Here is a 16,447-nt window from a genome sequence, read left to right as displayed (position 1 = left end):
CAGAGATATGTCAAAAATAAAAAGAGTTTTTGGTGTGAAAAAAACAGGTATAGATAAAATGCTGAAGTCACTGTTTATGACCATTGAAAATTTACAGCCAGAACTAATTCTGCTAGGTCACTCAGAGTTAATAGATGGCCAATTTTTAGGTCAATTAAAATCCAAATATCCAAATATTAAGATAGCAATGTGGTGGGTGGATTGGCTCAAAAACCTTTCTTCAATTCAAACAAAAATGGATTATTTAGATGTGTTATTTGTCACCACGGGTATCAATGATCCTACTCTCAAAGATATCCAGAAGAAAAATCTGAAAATATGTTATTTGCCAAATATGTGTGATGATTCTATAGAAGTCTATAAATCCTTTGAAGAGAAAAGTTATGATAGAGATCTTTTCTTTGCAGGCAGATTAGATACAGAAAGAGAAGCATTTTTAACACATTTACAAAAATCACTCGACCCTTTAAAATTTGATATTTTTGGAAATACAAAAAATAATATTCTTTTAGGAAGCCAGTTCCTGCAAACTATTGCAAAAAGTAAAATTTCATTAAATCTTAGCAGGGACCATGAGTCACCCTTATATACTTCTGATCGATTGATACAACTTCTTGGAAATGGTTCCATGGTTATTTCAAAAAGAATACCTGATTTTGATATGTTATTTGATGACAAAGAGATCATATTTTTTGATACCCTCGATGAATGTATTGATCTGATCAAATACTATTCTGCAAATGATGAAAAAAGAAAAGAAGTAGCATGTAATGGATGGACAAAAGCGCATAAATCATATAATTCAACCAGGGTTGCTAAGTTTATGATAGAAGCCATATTTGATTTGGATTATACTGAAGCGTATGAGTGGGAAAATGAGTGTGTTAAACGTTAACAAGAATAAAGCAGTTATAAAAGGACTTGAATGAAAGAAATCAAAAATGTAATATGTATTAAATGGGGGAATGTGTATGACCCGGAATATGTCAATAAGTTGTATAGTATGGTCAAAAGAAATACTTCTTATGATATTAATTTTTATTGCTTTACAGAGGATGCCAATGGTTTGGACAAAGATATCATCATAAAGCCTCTTCCCACTTTAAATACTACTAAAGAGTATCAGACAATGTATGGATACAGAAAAGAAGCCGGTTTATGTGATGATAATTTGGGTGGATTAGAAAATCAAAGGGTTTTCTTTTTTGACTTAGATGTGGTGATCGTTTCTAACCTGGATGCATTATTTGAATACCCGGAAAATGATAAATTTTATATTATTGATGATTGGAACTCTAAAGGTGATACCGTGGGGCAAGCAACCTGTTACTCATGGGTAGTAGGTACATTAGGATATATAAAAGAATATTATGAAAAGAATCCACAAGAAGTAGTCAATCAATTTCATACTGCGTCACAAGAATATTTGTCTATGAAAGTGATTGAAAAATTCGGCGCTTTAAATTTTTGGCCTCAAGATTGGTTTTGTTCCTTTAGGTTCCATTGTATGCCTAGATTTGGACCACTAAGACACTTTATCACGCCAAAAATTCCTAAAAATAGACCGAATTTGAAAGTCATTAATTTTCATGGATTACCTAAGCCAGATGAAGCTATTGAAGGAATCTGGAATGAAAGAAATGATCCAAAATGGAAAAAATTATATAAAGTATGTAAGCCTACGGCATGGATTAAAGATTATTGGTATTAGACAGGGCAGAAAATATGAATCATATACAAAAGCTTTCATCTCTAGCAAATTGTACTGTAGGGGTAGGAATACTCAGTTGGAAATCCCATAAAACTTTAGAAAAAAGTTTACAGAGTTATGAAGAGATTGGATTTAAAGATTTTTTTGATGAAGTAAAGATTATTTTTCAGGAGATATCAGAAGAGGATAAAAAACTTGCTGAAAAATATGGCTATGACTATATAGGTACCAAAGAGAATCTTGGGATCCAACACGGACATCAATTAATTCACGATAACATCACAACCGATTATATACTCGTCTTGGAAAATGACAATCCAATTATTGAAGATACTGATACTTCATTTCAAAGATTAAGTCAAGCACTTACACTATTGGAAAATGGAACGATTGATGTTATGAGATTGAGACATCGATGGAAATTCGGCGAAAGTTTTAGTTTGGAAAAATATCTAGAGTATTTTGATGTACAAAATCTTCATGAAAAATATTGTCATGACACAATAGATTATAATTTATTTGATCACTTCATAAAGCCTATAAAAAGGTTTTTTAGACCATCTAAAGCAGATAGAATATCTGGTTATGCACTGTATTTTGAAAAACATCCTGAGACAATTTTCCCTGAATTTATAAAAAAAGTAGATAATGAACTGTTTTCTGTTAGTTCTCGTATAATGACATGGACAAATCAAAGTGTACTTTTGAAGCATACATTTTATGGTAAATTACTGGAATATGCATTTAAAAACCCTTCTTCAAGAACAGCCAATGGATTTCAAGATTTAGAAAAATCTTTAAATTCCAAATGGTGGAGAGATCAAAATTATAAAATAGGTGTGGGTGAAGGTATTTTTACACATAATAGATTTGATGATAGTTGGAGGAAATCACATAATGCCTTTAATCAAGCCATAACATGATAGTCTGGGTAGATTTCTACACATTACTTACTAGAAGGATGTTTATCTAATCTAAAAGAGTAGATAAAAAATAGTAGTAATATAAAGATATTCAGATGTACTTTACTATCTATGAGACTACCATCAAACTGCATGAGAACGATAAATGATAGGAAAAGAGTAAAATAGATCATTTTACTCTCTGTAAAACTTTCCTTCAGTGTCAGCCATATGATAGATGTAAATATAAGAAGTCCTATCATACCTGTATAAAGTAACAATTCTAGAAATAAATTATGTACGCCATTGCAGCAAGGAGGCGACAACAGTTTATACGTTTTTATACCATATCCAAAAATTGGAGAATTTATGATCTTATCTATAGTAAACGGCCAAATGATTGTTGTTCTTCCCGAACTGTTCCCCTGAAATAATTGTATTAATCTGTTAGACAGAGTATCATCCATCAGAAAAAGTATCATCGAAGCAACGAGTAAGGATAATATAGTATAAAGTAGTTTTTTATCCATACCGTTATTTTTTATATAGAGTAACAAGTAACCTAGTGAAAAAATTCCAAACATAACCCAAGCAGCTCTTGATTGTGAATGAAACAAGGTAAAAAGAAACACGAATAAAGAAATAAAATAGATGATTTTATCATATTTAAAGGTCGTATAATTGTTCTTGTCAAAAAAGAAAACCAGGGACATACTTGCCCCAATCGCCATAAAAAGACCAAAAGGATTGTGCTGGTAGACAGCCCCCGTTAACATGTCTGATGGGGCATCAGGTGGCTTACTGATGATAAAGTCAACGCCTACAAAATATTGATAGATGCCATCTAATGAGTGGATCACTAATACAATAAATATGGTAGACAACAAGTATTTTCTTGAAAAAAAAGATTGCTTATAAAAGTATAGTAGAATGATCAAAATAAATATATATCTGAAAATATATTTGGCTATTCCAAGCATTTCACTTTTCATACTAATGCCTAATAAGGAAGAAAGTAACATAGAAGCAGTAAAAAGAAAAAACACTATAAGTAATTTTTTATAAGTGGTTAAAACTTCCAATAGAAAATCTTTTTGTTTATAGTAAAAATAATGTATTAAGAAGAGAATTATGATTAAAACAGTACTGATCTGGTAAAGACTATTCTTAAGTGGAATAGAAAAAATCCAGATAAACAAAATAATTTGAAATATTTTTGCAAATGAGATTTTTTCTTGAAATTTTTGATATATACTAGGCATATAGTTTGTAATATTCATACGTATCGTCTTTATATTAAAATTCAAATAGAATTATATAATAAAAAGTAAAATGCCTCTTTAAGATAACACCTAATAATTATTGGGCACCATCTTTAAGTAAAACCGTTTTAACTGTTTTGAGTAAAATAACAAGATCCATCCAAAGGTTCCAGTTTCTAATGTACCAAACATCGAGTTCCACACGAGAGTGGAAATCAACATCACTGCGTCCACTCACTTGCCAAAGACCTGTAATCCCCGGTTTGACAGTGAGTACAGTGTTGATGTCTTGGCCTATTTTATCCTTTTCATTCAGCATATAAGGACGTGGCCCTATAAAGCTCATCTCATTTTTGAAAACATTGAAGATCTGTGGGAGTTCATCTAAAGAGGTTCTTCGTAACGTATCTCCTATCTTTGTGATACGGGGATCATTTTGATATTTGTGATAAATATTATAAAAATCAACTTCTTCAGGGTGTTCTTCCAAGTATGACCTTAGTTTTTCATCACTCTCTTCATACATGGTTCTAAATTTGTAACAGGTAAATACCTTGCCATTTTGTCCTAATCTATCTTGCTTGAAAAGAATCGAACTACCAGGCTCTTCCTTTCGTATCTTATAAGCAATATAGAGCATGATAGGAACAAGTAAAGGGAAAATTATAATGGACATACTTAAATCAGAAACCTTCTTTGCCCATAGTCTGTATCGAGACTTTAAACGATTTTGAAATACGATGAGATTTGTACGGGTATTAGATAATCCGTAAATATGAGAACGTGTTAAATCATATTCATCTACTAGCGGGATGAAGATTACTTCATGACTTTGTTCCATCTCTTGTTGTATTATATGTTTGAGTTTGTCTACATCGGTATTATTTGAGTTAATAAATACCGTTTTAGGTTTATCTTCTTTTGCATCAATATATCCAAGGTAATGGTTCTCGAATATCTCATTTTTTAAGAATGAGTCATTACTATAAATCTTTGCCTTCCTTCGCCACAATCCAAGTTTGAAAAGTAACTTTTTACATATGTTTTTAAAAAGAGGTAAAAGTAGAGTCATAAAAAGAAAGGAGAAGATGATCACCGCTCTTGAATACTCTTGAACACTTTTTGTCATGGCAAGATATGAAGATATGATCAGAAAAGAAAATAGTAAAGCTTTTAATATGACTCTACTTTCATGCCAAAAATCATAACGATGGTTATATATTCCTTCATAAGCAAGTAGAGTCATAGTAACGATGTAAAGAGTGTAAAAACCAGTATAATTGGTTAAAGGATAGCTGTCTACACCACCAAAAATGTCTGCAAAAAGGTTTCGTAGTAGATATGCTAAGATAAGAGAGATAAATATGATAAGAATATCTATGCAAACAAATATTAATTTAGCAAAAAGTTCTTTCATATACACACTCTTTTTATTTTTTTAATATTATAGCAAATACACTGTAGTCTATAATTACTTTTTGAGTAACTTCTCTTTAAAAACCAACCATATAAACATGCTGTTTGTATAAAGATATCTTTTCCACATCCGTCTAGGTTCTTGTAAAAATCTATAGAACCATTCTAATCCGGATCTTTGCATCCATAGTGGAGCCCGTTTTACCTTACCGGCAATCACATCAAAACTACCTCCTACGCCCATAAGTAAGTTAACATTCATTTTATTTTTATAGTTATGAACAAACTGTTCTTTTAGAGGTGAACTGATACCGATGAAGACAATATTTGCACCACTTTGTCTTATCTCTTCGGCAATGATTGCTTCATCCTCTGTTGTAAAATAACCATTCCTATAACCTGCAATGATAGAAGATGAGTATTCATTACTATATTTTTCAACCACAGTTTGTACAATTTCTTCCCTGGCACCAAAGAAAAAAATTGTATAACCTTTTTTGTATGCTAATCTTATGAGGTTCTCCATAAGGTCAATGCCGGAAACTCTTTCTTTGATGGGATTACCTAGCCATTTTGAAGCTGTTACAACGGATTGGCCATCTGCATTGATGAGATTAGCATCTATAATTAATTTTGCATAATCACGATCCTTTTTCATCCAAACTACTTTTGCGGCATTTAGATCTTCCCTAATAATATGTTGGTTATTATCTATAGCATTTTCAATATAATCCAATGTCTCATTCATCGACAGGTTGTCAATTTTATATTCCAAAAATTCTATCTTCAACTTCTTACGCCCCATCAGGTTTTCTGGTTTTGATAAACTTAGCAGGTACTCCACCTACAATGGTATACTCTTCTACATTGGTGGTTACCACTGCACCGGCAGCAATAATAGACCCCTTCCCAATAGTAATACCTGGCATGATAATAGCATTTCTACCAATCCAAACATCATCTTCTATGATAGGATTTATCCCCCAATCATCTTCTTGCATGACCATGGGGAGATCAATCCTCTCTATGTTGTGTTTACTATTAAGAATTGCTACATTAGGAGCAATCATCACATAATTTCCTATTTCACCGCCCTGTATAAACACATTTTCATTAATTTGACATCCAAAGCCAATTTTAATATTGGATGCATCTGAAATATAGATATGACTTTCAAACATTTCTATATGTGTATATTCATGATTACTGGATTTTATCTTCAATATCTTTTCTATATAAAAAAGTCGTAATTTTGTACAAAACTTACAAAATTTACTACTAGGCAAATTCCATAAGATAAGATAATAGACGATCAAAAAAAGCTTTTGACATATTGTTTTCATAAAAGACCTTTCAACTTAGCAATAAAGCCTTGAGTTACAGAACTTTTTTCATAACCCATTGCAACTTTATATGCTTCTTCAGCCATAGTGTCTTTCTCTGTAGATGATAGTTTGTAAAACTTAGTAATATTGTCTGCAAGTTCATCTGAATTTCCAGGTTCAAAAAGATAACCATTGATTCCATCAAATATATAATCGGTCAATCCACCGATATTAGAACCGATTATAGGTAGTTTACACCCCATTGCTTCAATGGCCACATTTCCAAAACTTTCATTCATCATTGTTGGAAAAATAAAAATATCAAAAACATTATAGAAATCTACGAGTTTGTCATTAGGTATCTTACCAACAAAGGAGATTTTTTTCTCTTTTGGCAACCGGCTGGCCAGTGCTTTCATCTCCTTTTCCAGCTCTCCAGAACCCACTATAATAAGCTCAAAATCAAAATCAAGTTTTGTCACGGCTGTTAAGAGCACATCAATTCCCTTTCCTGAACTTATACGACCGACATAACCAATGGTAAATGTTTTGTTCTTGGTATTGTTTTTTGGGTAAAATCTTTGAGTATCTAATCCGCCACTAGGGTATATGTAATAATCTTTCGGAATTCCAATTTTCAAGAGTTCAGTGTAAAAATAGTTACTTGGCAAGACCACCATGTCAGCTTTTGAAATAGACATTTTAGTAAACAATAAAACGATTTTTTGGAATAAGCTGATAGGAATGAGGTCATGCCCGTGTAGACGTACGATAAATTTTGTTTTGTGAAATCTTTTAAATAAGATAGGGAAGTAAGTATGTGAGGGATAGCTTATTTGAACTATATCATATTTGTCAAAATCTGCTTTGAGTATTTCTCGGTAAAAAGTGAAGTATTTTTTTATTTTTTCACGTACACTTTTGCCTTGTCCTGCAATCACAATCCTGTCAACATCTATACCATTGCTTTGTAAGCCATCTTCAATATTTTTAATGAAAACACCAAAAAAATCATTGTCATTTTTTGGATACATATTTGAGATAAGTAAAAATTTTATTTGTTTCATTGATACTGATGGTCTCCTAAAATTAAAATTCTAAGTCACTTTTTAAGTTACATAGTTAAAATGTTTGAATGATATAAACAGTATTAATCAGTAAGTAGTTAATAAAACTTATATGCTCAAAGCACTAATAGTCTGACATATTTTATTGTAATCAAGCTAAATAATTATAAAAATTGTTATCTATAATGCTCATTGATTTTTAATCAATCTATAGTTAAGAGAAAAATTTTCGATAAACATAGAACACGATTTGATATAAAAGTTTATACTTACTAATAGAAGGATATTTCTTATTATAAAAGTTAAGAGCATTTTTCTGTGCACTAGGCAACTTATCTAATAATTTAACGCTACAGACTATTTTATTTAACTCTAGAGAGTTTTGTTCCCAGTCTAAATATTTTAAACTGTATTCTCTACTCTTCTTTTTAAATGTAGAAATTTTATCTACATTATCAATATAATATTGCATTTTACTGCTCAAAGATTCTATATTTATTTCACATTGAGGCCAAAAATAGCCATCCGATCTAGAGTATAGTTTTTCAATCTCAACTAAAGAACCATTTACATTGTCCTTTATAAATTCATTCATAGGTGAGTTGTTAGGTACAATGACTGGTAATCCTGATGCTGAAGCTTCGCATATAGTTAACCCTATACCCTCTAATCTTGTTGGATAAACGTATACATCCCCCATAAAGTATGCACCTGGGGCTTTAATAGTCTTTGTAAGTAATTCCACTTTATTATTTGCTATTAATTTTTCTAAAACTTTTTGAAACCTAGGTGATAGTTCTTTCATTAAATCAATTTGTGCATGAATAATAAGTGAAAAATTTCCCTCTAGTTTTTCTAAAGCTAATAATAATTGGTCAGTCCCTTTTCTATGAGGGTTCATTCCGCAAGAATGGAAAAAAGTGACTTTACCTTTATGTATTAAATTATATTCTTTAGGTTTAAACAAATTAGTATCTGTCCCCCAAGGTACGTAAAAACATTGTTTATGCCATTTAAATGCTTCATAATGTTTACGCGTATTACATATGAGAAAATCATAATTTGAGAAAAAAGGAATTGTCAACTCAGTGTAATAGTCAATATATGCGGCAGTTTTAATATTTAATTGATTACAAACTATAATTGGTTCCCACCACCATTGTTCATTAAATATTACAAGATCTATTTTATTTTTTGAAAGAAATGCTTTAAAATCTTTGATATCAATATATGTTGGTATCGGAAAATCAATTCTCTTTCCCCATGTCACATATTCCTTATCCCATTCTGAATCACCATATGCATATTCTTCTCCTCCTCTCGCATATATGAATACTTCATTTTCTTTGGATAATGTATGATGGAATTGCTTGGACACATAAGCTGCTCCACGTTCAAACCAAGTGGTCACAATAGCTATTTTCATTTTGTTTCCTTCAATAAATTAAAATGATCTTTAAAGTCTTTTAACATTTGTCGTGCTAATTTTTTTTGAATGATAGTTTCATCACGAATACCTGTTTGATAGGAACTATAGTTTTTTTCAATATCCTGTACGTAAGACAGGCATTGATGAAGATCAAAAGGATAAAGCCATTTTTCAGATCCATTCTGATAGAGATCGGAAATTAACTCCAGTTTTTGTTCAACTCCTATTGCTATAAATGGTTTCTCAAGTAAAGAAGCAAAAATAGCACCATGATATCTTGCAGTAATAAAAAGATCAAAATTATCTAATAATTTGAGGAAAGTGTCTATATTATCTTCATTCGGATTCCAAAATAATACATTGGTATTTGTTTTAAGTTTGTTGCACCAGTACAGATCCCGTTTAAGTGAAAAGATAATGATATTTACTTCATATCCTTTTAAAGTTAATTCTGAACAAAGCGGAATGATTTTTTCATAATAAGCTGCACCTTCATCTGTCTGATCCCAATCTCGCACTATAATTCCAATTTTTTTAAGTGTGTTTACAGATCTTTTATTCTCTATGGCATACTCATCATCCATTAAAAAACATAAGTCTGAATAAAGCTTTGCATCTTTAACACCCCAGTCCTTACACTTTTCATAACTATAAGTATCTCGAACACCAACAAAATCCATTTTTAGAAAGAGTTTTTTTGTATTCTGCTCTATTGATTGATCGGCATCTTCTAAAAAAGGTCCGACTCCTATTCCTATAGCGGCAATTCGATTCTGAATATTTTTCTGATTATAAATGTTCATGGCCGCTAGTTTAGAAAATAGTCTATATGAAAAATCTTTTGGATGTTTTATGTAATATAATATTTTAGCCAGTATATTTTTTTTAGGTTTAAATGAATAAAACTGAGTGCCCCCTCCATAAAGTAGCAAATCCGTTTGTATAGTATTTATTTTGTTAAAGCCTATAATGTCACTGTCATCAACAATGCTTGATAAATATTTTTCTGGAGTACAAATAAAAGCGATATCTTCTGATTTATAGATAGATGAAATCTTCTTATATAAAATATACATTAATGCATCATCGCCAAAATTTCCTAATCCATAACCGCCGAGAATGGCAATTTTATATTTTTTCAGCATTTAGAATCTCCTTTTTATCACTAATATAGAGTCTTTATTATTAACGAAAATAATAACTATTTGAGAAATATTTATAATTTTTTATTTAACAGATAAATTGCATTGGCTTTTTTTAGTCTATGATACTCATCTATATCTCTTGTGCCTATAATTTTACAAGGATTACCGACAACAATACTATACGCTGGAATTTCCTTTGATATAACAGAACCTGCTCCGACAATAACACCTTCCCTGAGTTTTGCACCTGGTAGAAGTATTACGTTCCCGCCAACCCATACATTTTCATCAATTTCAACTGGGCGTATATCTAGCTTCTTATCATATGGGATTGCATGCGATCCTGATTTAAAATTATGATTTGCAGTATAAATAGTTACTTTTGGACCAATAATCGAACCTTTTTTGATGCTGACTTTCCCGTGAGCATATATAGTTGACATTGGACCAATATACACATAATCACTAATATGAATATGCTCTGGTTTAATAAAATTAAATCCCCTCTCAATCTGTATATGTGAACCTTTTTGACCGAACTTAATACTTTTAATTTTTAAATTGTGAATTAATGTATTAATTTTATTTAGGATAATAAAAAACTTATTTAACATGATAACTTCTCCAAAGTATTAAAAATAAATAGTTTATTGATAGTAATATTACTATCAAGAAGCTAACTCTAAAAAAAGTATTTTCTATAAAAAAGTAAATGATTGAGCTGAAGAGTAAAAGTAACCAGATAATTAACACGGGATATGAAATTAACAGTTCTCTTTTGACAAGTCCCCATTTCAGATACAGAGGCAAAAAGATAATTGAATTGAATGCATATGCAGTGAGGAAAGCAATGGCAAGACCAATAGAACCATAAGAAGCAAAGATATATGTAAATAATATTAGAAAAATTCCCCAAATGGCATTTCCAAAAACACTCCACCACATTAAGTTTGCGGCAGCAAAATTTCTAGCTATACCTTGACGGTGAGCAATAATAATACTAAATAAAGCTACCATGACCACTGAAACTCTAAAATCTTCATTATCATATTGGGAACCAAAAAAAATGACCATAACTTCTGGTAAAATAATTAGAGGTAAATTCAGTATTATTCCTATAATCCATGGGCTGATGATATTAAAATATTCAAATCTCTTATTATCTTTATTATATTGCTTCATTGCATACGGATAGAGCACTTGACCTATTATTCCATTTATTGTACTAGTAATTATTGAAAAAAAATAAGCTGCGTTAAAAACACCTAAGTGATAATAGCCATTGTCTTGATGTGCTAAAATTAAATTTGTCATTAAAATAGCGGGAGTGATCGAAAGGCCACTTAAAAATGAAGGAAGTGTGAAGTTTTTAATGATTTCCAACTCTTTATAAAAACTATCAAATCTATATTTTAATGAATTTTTTTTCATAGATAACCGTATATAATAATCAGATATTATCCATGTAGATAAACTTATGATAACTAAACCAATGACAATTCCATTTACTTGATATAGATAGGCCATAATAATTAAAATTGGAAAAGTTAATATACCATTGAAAATATTGATAAAAGATATTTCCTTAAATTTTTCAAGTCCTGCCAGAAGCCCATTTTGATAACCATTTAAAGCAGTAAAAAAAATTGTGAATGAACTTATTTCTACCTCAAAAGAGAGTGATATATCATCTAACATAGTCGATGCGATAAAATCTGAAAAAACAAAAATGATAATAGAAATAAGCACTGAAATGATAAATACTGTACCTCTAGTGAATGTTAGTATTCTTTCTGCACGTATTGAATCTGTATCTTTATAAATGGCTAAGTATTTAGTGGCAGTTACACCAAAACTCATGACACTAAAAGCAGCAAAAGTTGCTATTGTATTTCGAATAACACCTACTTGTCCGTACTCTTCAACGGTTATTATTCTTGCAATTAATATAAAGGATAGCAGCATCAGGCCTTTTGATAAAAATGTACCTAAAAAAGACCATGCTATACCTTTTGATATTTTTGATTGCAATGTATCGCCAATAAATAATTGTTTAAATTTAGGAGTTTTTTTTGGCATAATTTATTTATCTTACGCTATCGACAATTTTACAGTATGTATTACCGTCACCATGGAGTGCTTGTGCGTCTTTTTCAAGTGGTGCCATTTTAATTGCCTCTGGGCGCCTTCCAGAGACAATTAATATTTTTTGGGTCATAGTGAACTTTCGTTTTAAAGATTGTGAAGATTATAACTAAAGGATAGTTAACGATGCATTAGATTTTTGATTTAATGGTTAGGATAGAATATTAGAATTATTGATGTCACTTTTATATCATAATTTCGCTATCTTAGATATATTAACCTTTTTCAGATACCATAACGAAAATTTTTGAAGGTTCATATTGAAATCTAGAACATCAGCAACTCTTATTATAGGAGTTTCATTATTTATCGTACTTTTTACCAATGTTTCATTTTTCAAGCATGTATTGGAGGTATACCCCTTTGACAGTACCTATGCACCATTTGTTATCTCGCAAGGTGTGGTACTTTTCCTCTTTTTAACCCTTCTGTTCTCACTTTTAAGTTGGAGATATGTTACTAAGCCAATGCTCATAGTCATGTTGATGACTGCTGCGACAGTCAACTACTTTATGCAGACCTACAATATCATCATAGATACAACGATGATCGAAAATACAGTGCAGACAGATATAAATGAAGCATCCGATCTAATGAGTTGGAAACTGTTTGGCTATGTATTATTGTTCGGAGTACTGCCTTCATACATTATTTATAAAACACCTGTCGTGTATCGTGGATTTAGAAATGAGTTGTCTTCAAAACTAAAATTGAGTGTAGGCAGCTTTGTCTTGATATTTGTTGTGATGCTCCCTTTTTCCAAACACTATACTTCTTTTTTCAGAGAGCATAAGATTTTACGTTCTTATACCAATCCAACTTACGGACTTTATGCTTTAGGTTCTTATGTCAAAGCGCAGGTCACAGAGACCAATATGCCACTCATAGAAACAGGATTAGATGCTAAGATAGAGAAAAGGGAAAAGAGAAAAGTGGTGATGATGGTGGTGGGTGAAGCAGCACGTGCTGATCATTTTTCACTCAATGGGTATCATAGAGAGACCAACCCTCAGGTCAAAAAAGAAAATATTATCAATTTTTCAAACATGTACTCTTGCGGGACCACTACAGCAGTCTCTGTACCTTGTATGTTCTCTATTTATGACAGAAGCGACTATGATACCCAAAAAGGGCTTCATAGGGAGAATGTGCTGGACGTGCTCTCACATGCCGGTGTAGAGGTGTTATGGAGAGACAATAACTCCGATTCTAAAGGTGTGGCGGACAGAGTCCAGTATGAGCATTACAAAACCCCTGAGAATAATACTATGTGTGAGGGAGAATGTAGGGATGAAGGTATGCTGGTTGGCCTGGATAGACTGATCGAAGAGAGTGATAAAGATATGATCATAGTACTTCATCAAATGGGTAATCACGGCCCTGCATACTATAAACGTTATCCAAAAGCATTTGAACGATTTACACCCACTTGCCAGACCAATCAGTTAGAAGAATGTACCCAAGAAGAGATCGCCAATGCCTATGACAATGCACTGCTTTATACAGATCATTTTCTCTCACAGACGATAGGGATTTTGAAGAAGTATGAAGATACTGTAGATACTGCAATGTTCTATATGGCGGATCATGGAGAGTCTTTGGGCGAAGGGGGATTATACCTGCATGGACTTCCCTATTTTATAGCACCGGATACACAAAAACATGTGGCTTCCGTACTGTGGCTAGGGAAAAATTTTCCTCTGGATAAGGAAGAGATCGGAAAAGTAGCTTCACATGAATTTTCCCAAGACAATCTTTTCTCCACACTGCTTGGACTGTTTGATGTGGAGAGTGAAGTGTATGATCAAAAGATGGATATATTAAAATTTACGAACCTGTAAAAGAAATTGTTTTTTAGATATGGTAGAACGCTCTATACCATTGTGCAAATTTGTTCACACCCTCCTGTATGGAAGTATTAGGTTTATAATCAAAGTCAGTCATAAGACCACTGACATCTGCATAGGTTGATTTGACATCGCCTGGCTGCATAGGAAGATACTCTTTCTTGGCTTCTTTTCCTAGAGAATTCTCCAAGGCCTTGATAAAGTCCATCAGTTGTACTGGAGTGTTGTTCCCGATATTATAGATCTGATAGAGATCTTTTTCATTGGGATTGTCGATCACCTTGATACAGCCATCTACAATATCATCGATGTAGGTAAAGTCTCTGCTCATATCTCCCTGATTAAAGACCTTAATGGCACGGTCATGAAGAATGGCATCTGCAAAGAGCATAGGTGCCATATCGGGTCTTCCCCATGGACCATAGACGGTGAAGAATCTAAGACCGGTTGTAGAGATACCAAAGAGATGAGAGTAGGTATGTGCCATCAGTTCATTTGATTTTTTGGTAGCCGCATAGATAGAGATGGGTCTATCCACTTGATCCGTGGTTTTAAAAGGTTGTTCTTTGTTGAGTCCATACACAGAAGAGCTCGAAGCGTATGAGAGGTTTTTGATACCGTTTTCTCGACACCCTTCAAGGATGTTCATAAAGCCCTGTACATTACTTTCGATATAGGCATGGGGATTCTCAAGACTGTACCGTACACCTGCCTGTGCTGCAAGGTTACAAACCGCATCAAACTTTTCTTTTTTAAACAGGGCTTCCATTTGATCTTTATCGGAAAGATCTAATTTGATGAAGGTATGTTTTGGAAAAATACTCGAAGTGACAGGTCGGTTCTCCTCGATGTTTGAAGGATCAATGCCTAACTCTTTTAAACGGCCATATTTTAGATTCACATCATAATAGTCATTGATATTATCAAGTCCTACGACTTCATTACCACGCTCAAGCAATTTTTTTGCCAAATGAAATCCTATGAATCCGGCTGTTCCTGTAACCAATATCTTCATCTTCTACCTTTAGTCGCTGCCAAAGAGATCTCTGGTATAGACTTTCGCTTCGACATCTTTGAGATCATTTGAGAGCCTGTTTGCTACGATCACATCTGAAATATCTTTGAACTCCTGCAGATCTTTTATGACTTTGGAGTGAAAGAACTCCTCTTCATCCAATACGGGTTCATAGACCACGACATTGATCCCTTTGGCTTTGATACGTTTCATGATACCTTGGATCGATGAGGATCTAAAGTTGTCTGATCCGCTTTTCATGGTCAAACGGTAGATACCGACAGTAGAAGGGTTCTTTTTAATGATTGAATCAGCAATAAAATCTTTTCTTGTAGTGTTCGCCTCTACAATAGCACCAATAAGGCTGCTAGGTACATCTTTGTAGTTCGCGCGTAACTGTTTGGTATCTTTAGGCAGGCAGTATCCGCCATATCCAAATGAAGGATTATTGTAGTGCATACCTATTCTAGGATCAAGTCCTACACCTTCGATGATCTGTCTGGTATCTAAATGGTGTGTCTCTGCATAGGAGTCGAGTTCATTGAAGTAGGCCACTCTCATTGCTAGGAAAGTATTTGAAAAGAGCTTTACCGCTTCTGCTTCCGTAGAACCTGTGAAGAGGATATCAATCCCTTTTTTGATGGCACCTTGTGCCAGAAGGTTTGCAAAGGTTTTTGCACGTTCACTCTGTTCTCCTACAATGATACGGGAAGGGTAGAGGTTATCATGCAGGGCTTTGCCTTCTCTGAGGAACTCTGGAGAGAAAATGATATTGTTACAGTTGAGTTTTTCCCGGATGCTTTTTGTATAGCCTACGGGAATGGTAGATTTGATCACCATCACTGCATCTGGATTGATCTCAATCACATCTTTGATCACTGACTCTACCAGGTCGGTATTGAAATAATTGGTTTCCGGATCGTAATCCGTAGGGGTAGCAATGATGACAAAGTCCGCGTTCTCATAGGCTTCATGCTTATCCAGTGTCGCTTTAAAGTTCAGAGGTTTGTTTTTAAGATAGTCTTCTATTTCTGCATCTTCAATAGGAGAGATCTTTTTGTTGAGCATCTCCACTTTTTCAGGAATGACATCCAGTGCAATGACTTCATTGTGCTGTGCCAATAGGATCCCGTTTGAAAGTCCAACGTACCCTGTACCTGCAATGGCTATCTTGTAACTCATG

Annotated in this window: 14 protein-coding genes and 1 pseudogene; 4 read left to right on the top strand and 11 right to left on the bottom strand. The window is 32.9% G+C overall.

Annotated elements, in window-relative coordinates:
• Positions 1 to 7 precede the first annotated feature (7 nt).
• From MN086_RS08945 to MN086_RS08935, 3 genes are read left to right on the top strand one after another with little or no spacing between them, the layout of a single operon-like run.
• Positions 8 to 895 (top strand): glycosyltransferase, encoded by an 888-nt coding sequence (locus MN086_RS08945; RefSeq protein ID WP_248575667.1) that lies wholly within the window; start codon positions 8 to 10, stop codon positions 893 to 895.
• A 30-nt stretch (positions 896 to 925) separates the two neighbouring features.
• On the top strand, positions 926 to 1,711 hold the full coding sequence (locus MN086_RS08940) for a hypothetical protein (RefSeq protein ID WP_248575666.1): 786 nt from the start codon (positions 926 to 928) through the stop codon (positions 1,709 to 1,711).
• A 14-nt stretch (positions 1,712 to 1,725) separates the two neighbouring features.
• Complete coding sequence (locus MN086_RS08935) at positions 1,726 to 2,634, top strand: hypothetical protein (RefSeq protein ID WP_248575665.1); 909 nt, start codon at positions 1,726 to 1,728, stop codon at positions 2,632 to 2,634.
• A 23-nt stretch (positions 2,635 to 2,657) separates the two neighbouring features.
• Here MN086_RS08935 and MN086_RS08930 read toward each other — a convergent pair whose 3' ends face one another.
• The 9 genes and pseudogenes from MN086_RS08930 to MN086_RS08890 form a co-directional block, all read right to left on the bottom strand.
• Positions 2,658 to 3,605, bottom strand: coding sequence for an O-antigen ligase (locus tag MN086_RS08930; protein ID WP_248575664.1), 948 nt, complete (start codon positions 3,603 to 3,605; stop codon positions 2,658 to 2,660).
• A 367-nt stretch (positions 3,606 to 3,972) separates the two neighbouring features.
• Positions 3,973 to 5,292 (bottom strand): sugar transferase, encoded by a 1,320-nt coding sequence (locus tag MN086_RS08925; protein ID WP_248575663.1) that lies wholly within the window; start codon positions 5,290 to 5,292, stop codon positions 3,973 to 3,975.
• A gap of 54 nt (positions 5,293 to 5,346) precedes the next feature.
• Positions 5,347 to 6,039, bottom strand: a complete 693-nt coding sequence (locus MN086_RS08920; protein WP_248575662.1) for a WecB/TagA/CpsF family glycosyltransferase — start codon at positions 6,037 to 6,039, stop codon at positions 5,347 to 5,349.
• Positions 6,040 to 6,085: 46 nt separating this feature from the next.
• A pseudogene (locus MN086_RS11070) lies at positions 6,086 to 6,259 on the bottom strand (DapH/DapD/GlmU-related protein); the annotation flags it as partial.
• 371 nt (positions 6,260 to 6,630) lie between these two features.
• Positions 6,631 to 7,683 (bottom strand): glycosyltransferase family 4 protein, encoded by a 1,053-nt coding sequence (locus MN086_RS08910; protein ID WP_248575660.1) that lies wholly within the window; start codon positions 7,681 to 7,683, stop codon positions 6,631 to 6,633.
• A 214-nt stretch (positions 7,684 to 7,897) separates the two neighbouring features.
• Positions 7,898 to 9,109 carry a glycosyltransferase family 4 protein gene (locus MN086_RS08905; RefSeq protein ID WP_248575659.1) on the bottom strand — a complete coding sequence of 404 codons (1,212 nt, stop codon included), beginning with the start codon at positions 9,107 to 9,109 and terminating at the stop codon, positions 7,898 to 7,900.
• The gene (locus MN086_RS08900; protein ID WP_248575658.1) at positions 9,106 to 10,257 is read right to left on the bottom strand and encodes a polysaccharide pyruvyl transferase family protein; all 1,152 of its coding nucleotides are present in this window, start codon (positions 10,255 to 10,257) and stop codon (positions 9,106 to 9,108) included. The genes MN086_RS08905 and MN086_RS08900 overlap by 4 nt, the downstream gene beginning before the upstream one ends.
• A gap of 71 nt (positions 10,258 to 10,328) precedes the next feature.
• Positions 10,329 to 10,871 (bottom strand): acyltransferase, encoded by a 543-nt coding sequence (locus MN086_RS08895; RefSeq protein ID WP_248575657.1) that lies wholly within the window; start codon positions 10,869 to 10,871, stop codon positions 10,329 to 10,331.
• A complete protein-coding gene (locus MN086_RS08890; RefSeq protein ID WP_248575656.1) occupies positions 10,861 to 12,336 on the bottom strand; it encodes an oligosaccharide flippase family protein in 1,476 nt (491 codons plus the stop codon). The genes MN086_RS08895 and MN086_RS08890 overlap by 11 nt, the downstream gene beginning before the upstream one ends.
• 326 nt (positions 12,337 to 12,662) lie before the next feature.
• Here MN086_RS08890 and MN086_RS08885 point away from each other — a divergent pair, with 326 nt between their 5' ends.
• Complete coding sequence (locus tag MN086_RS08885) at positions 12,663 to 14,243, top strand: phosphoethanolamine transferase (RefSeq protein ID WP_248575655.1); 1,581 nt, start codon at positions 12,663 to 12,665, stop codon at positions 14,241 to 14,243.
• Between the two features lie 13 nt (positions 14,244 to 14,256).
• Here the strand turns inward: MN086_RS08885 and MN086_RS08880 are convergent, their stop codons facing one another.
• A complete protein-coding gene (locus MN086_RS08880; protein WP_248575654.1) occupies positions 14,257 to 15,264 on the bottom strand; it encodes an NAD-dependent epimerase in 1,008 nt (335 codons plus the stop codon).
• Between the two features lie 9 nt (positions 15,265 to 15,273).
• Complete coding sequence (locus MN086_RS08875) at positions 15,274 to 16,446, bottom strand: nucleotide sugar dehydrogenase (protein WP_248575653.1); 1,173 nt, start codon at positions 16,444 to 16,446, stop codon at positions 15,274 to 15,276.
• Position 16,447: the final 1 nt, after the last annotated feature.

Origin of the sequence: Sulfurovum sp. XGS-02, assembly GCF_023213175.1 — a bacterium.
In the GTDB taxonomy this organism is placed as follows: domain Bacteria; phylum Campylobacterota; class Campylobacteria; order Campylobacterales; family Sulfurovaceae; genus Sulfurovum.
Note: the sequence above shows the minus strand (reverse complement) of the source record. Positions and strands in the feature narration are given on the sequence as shown.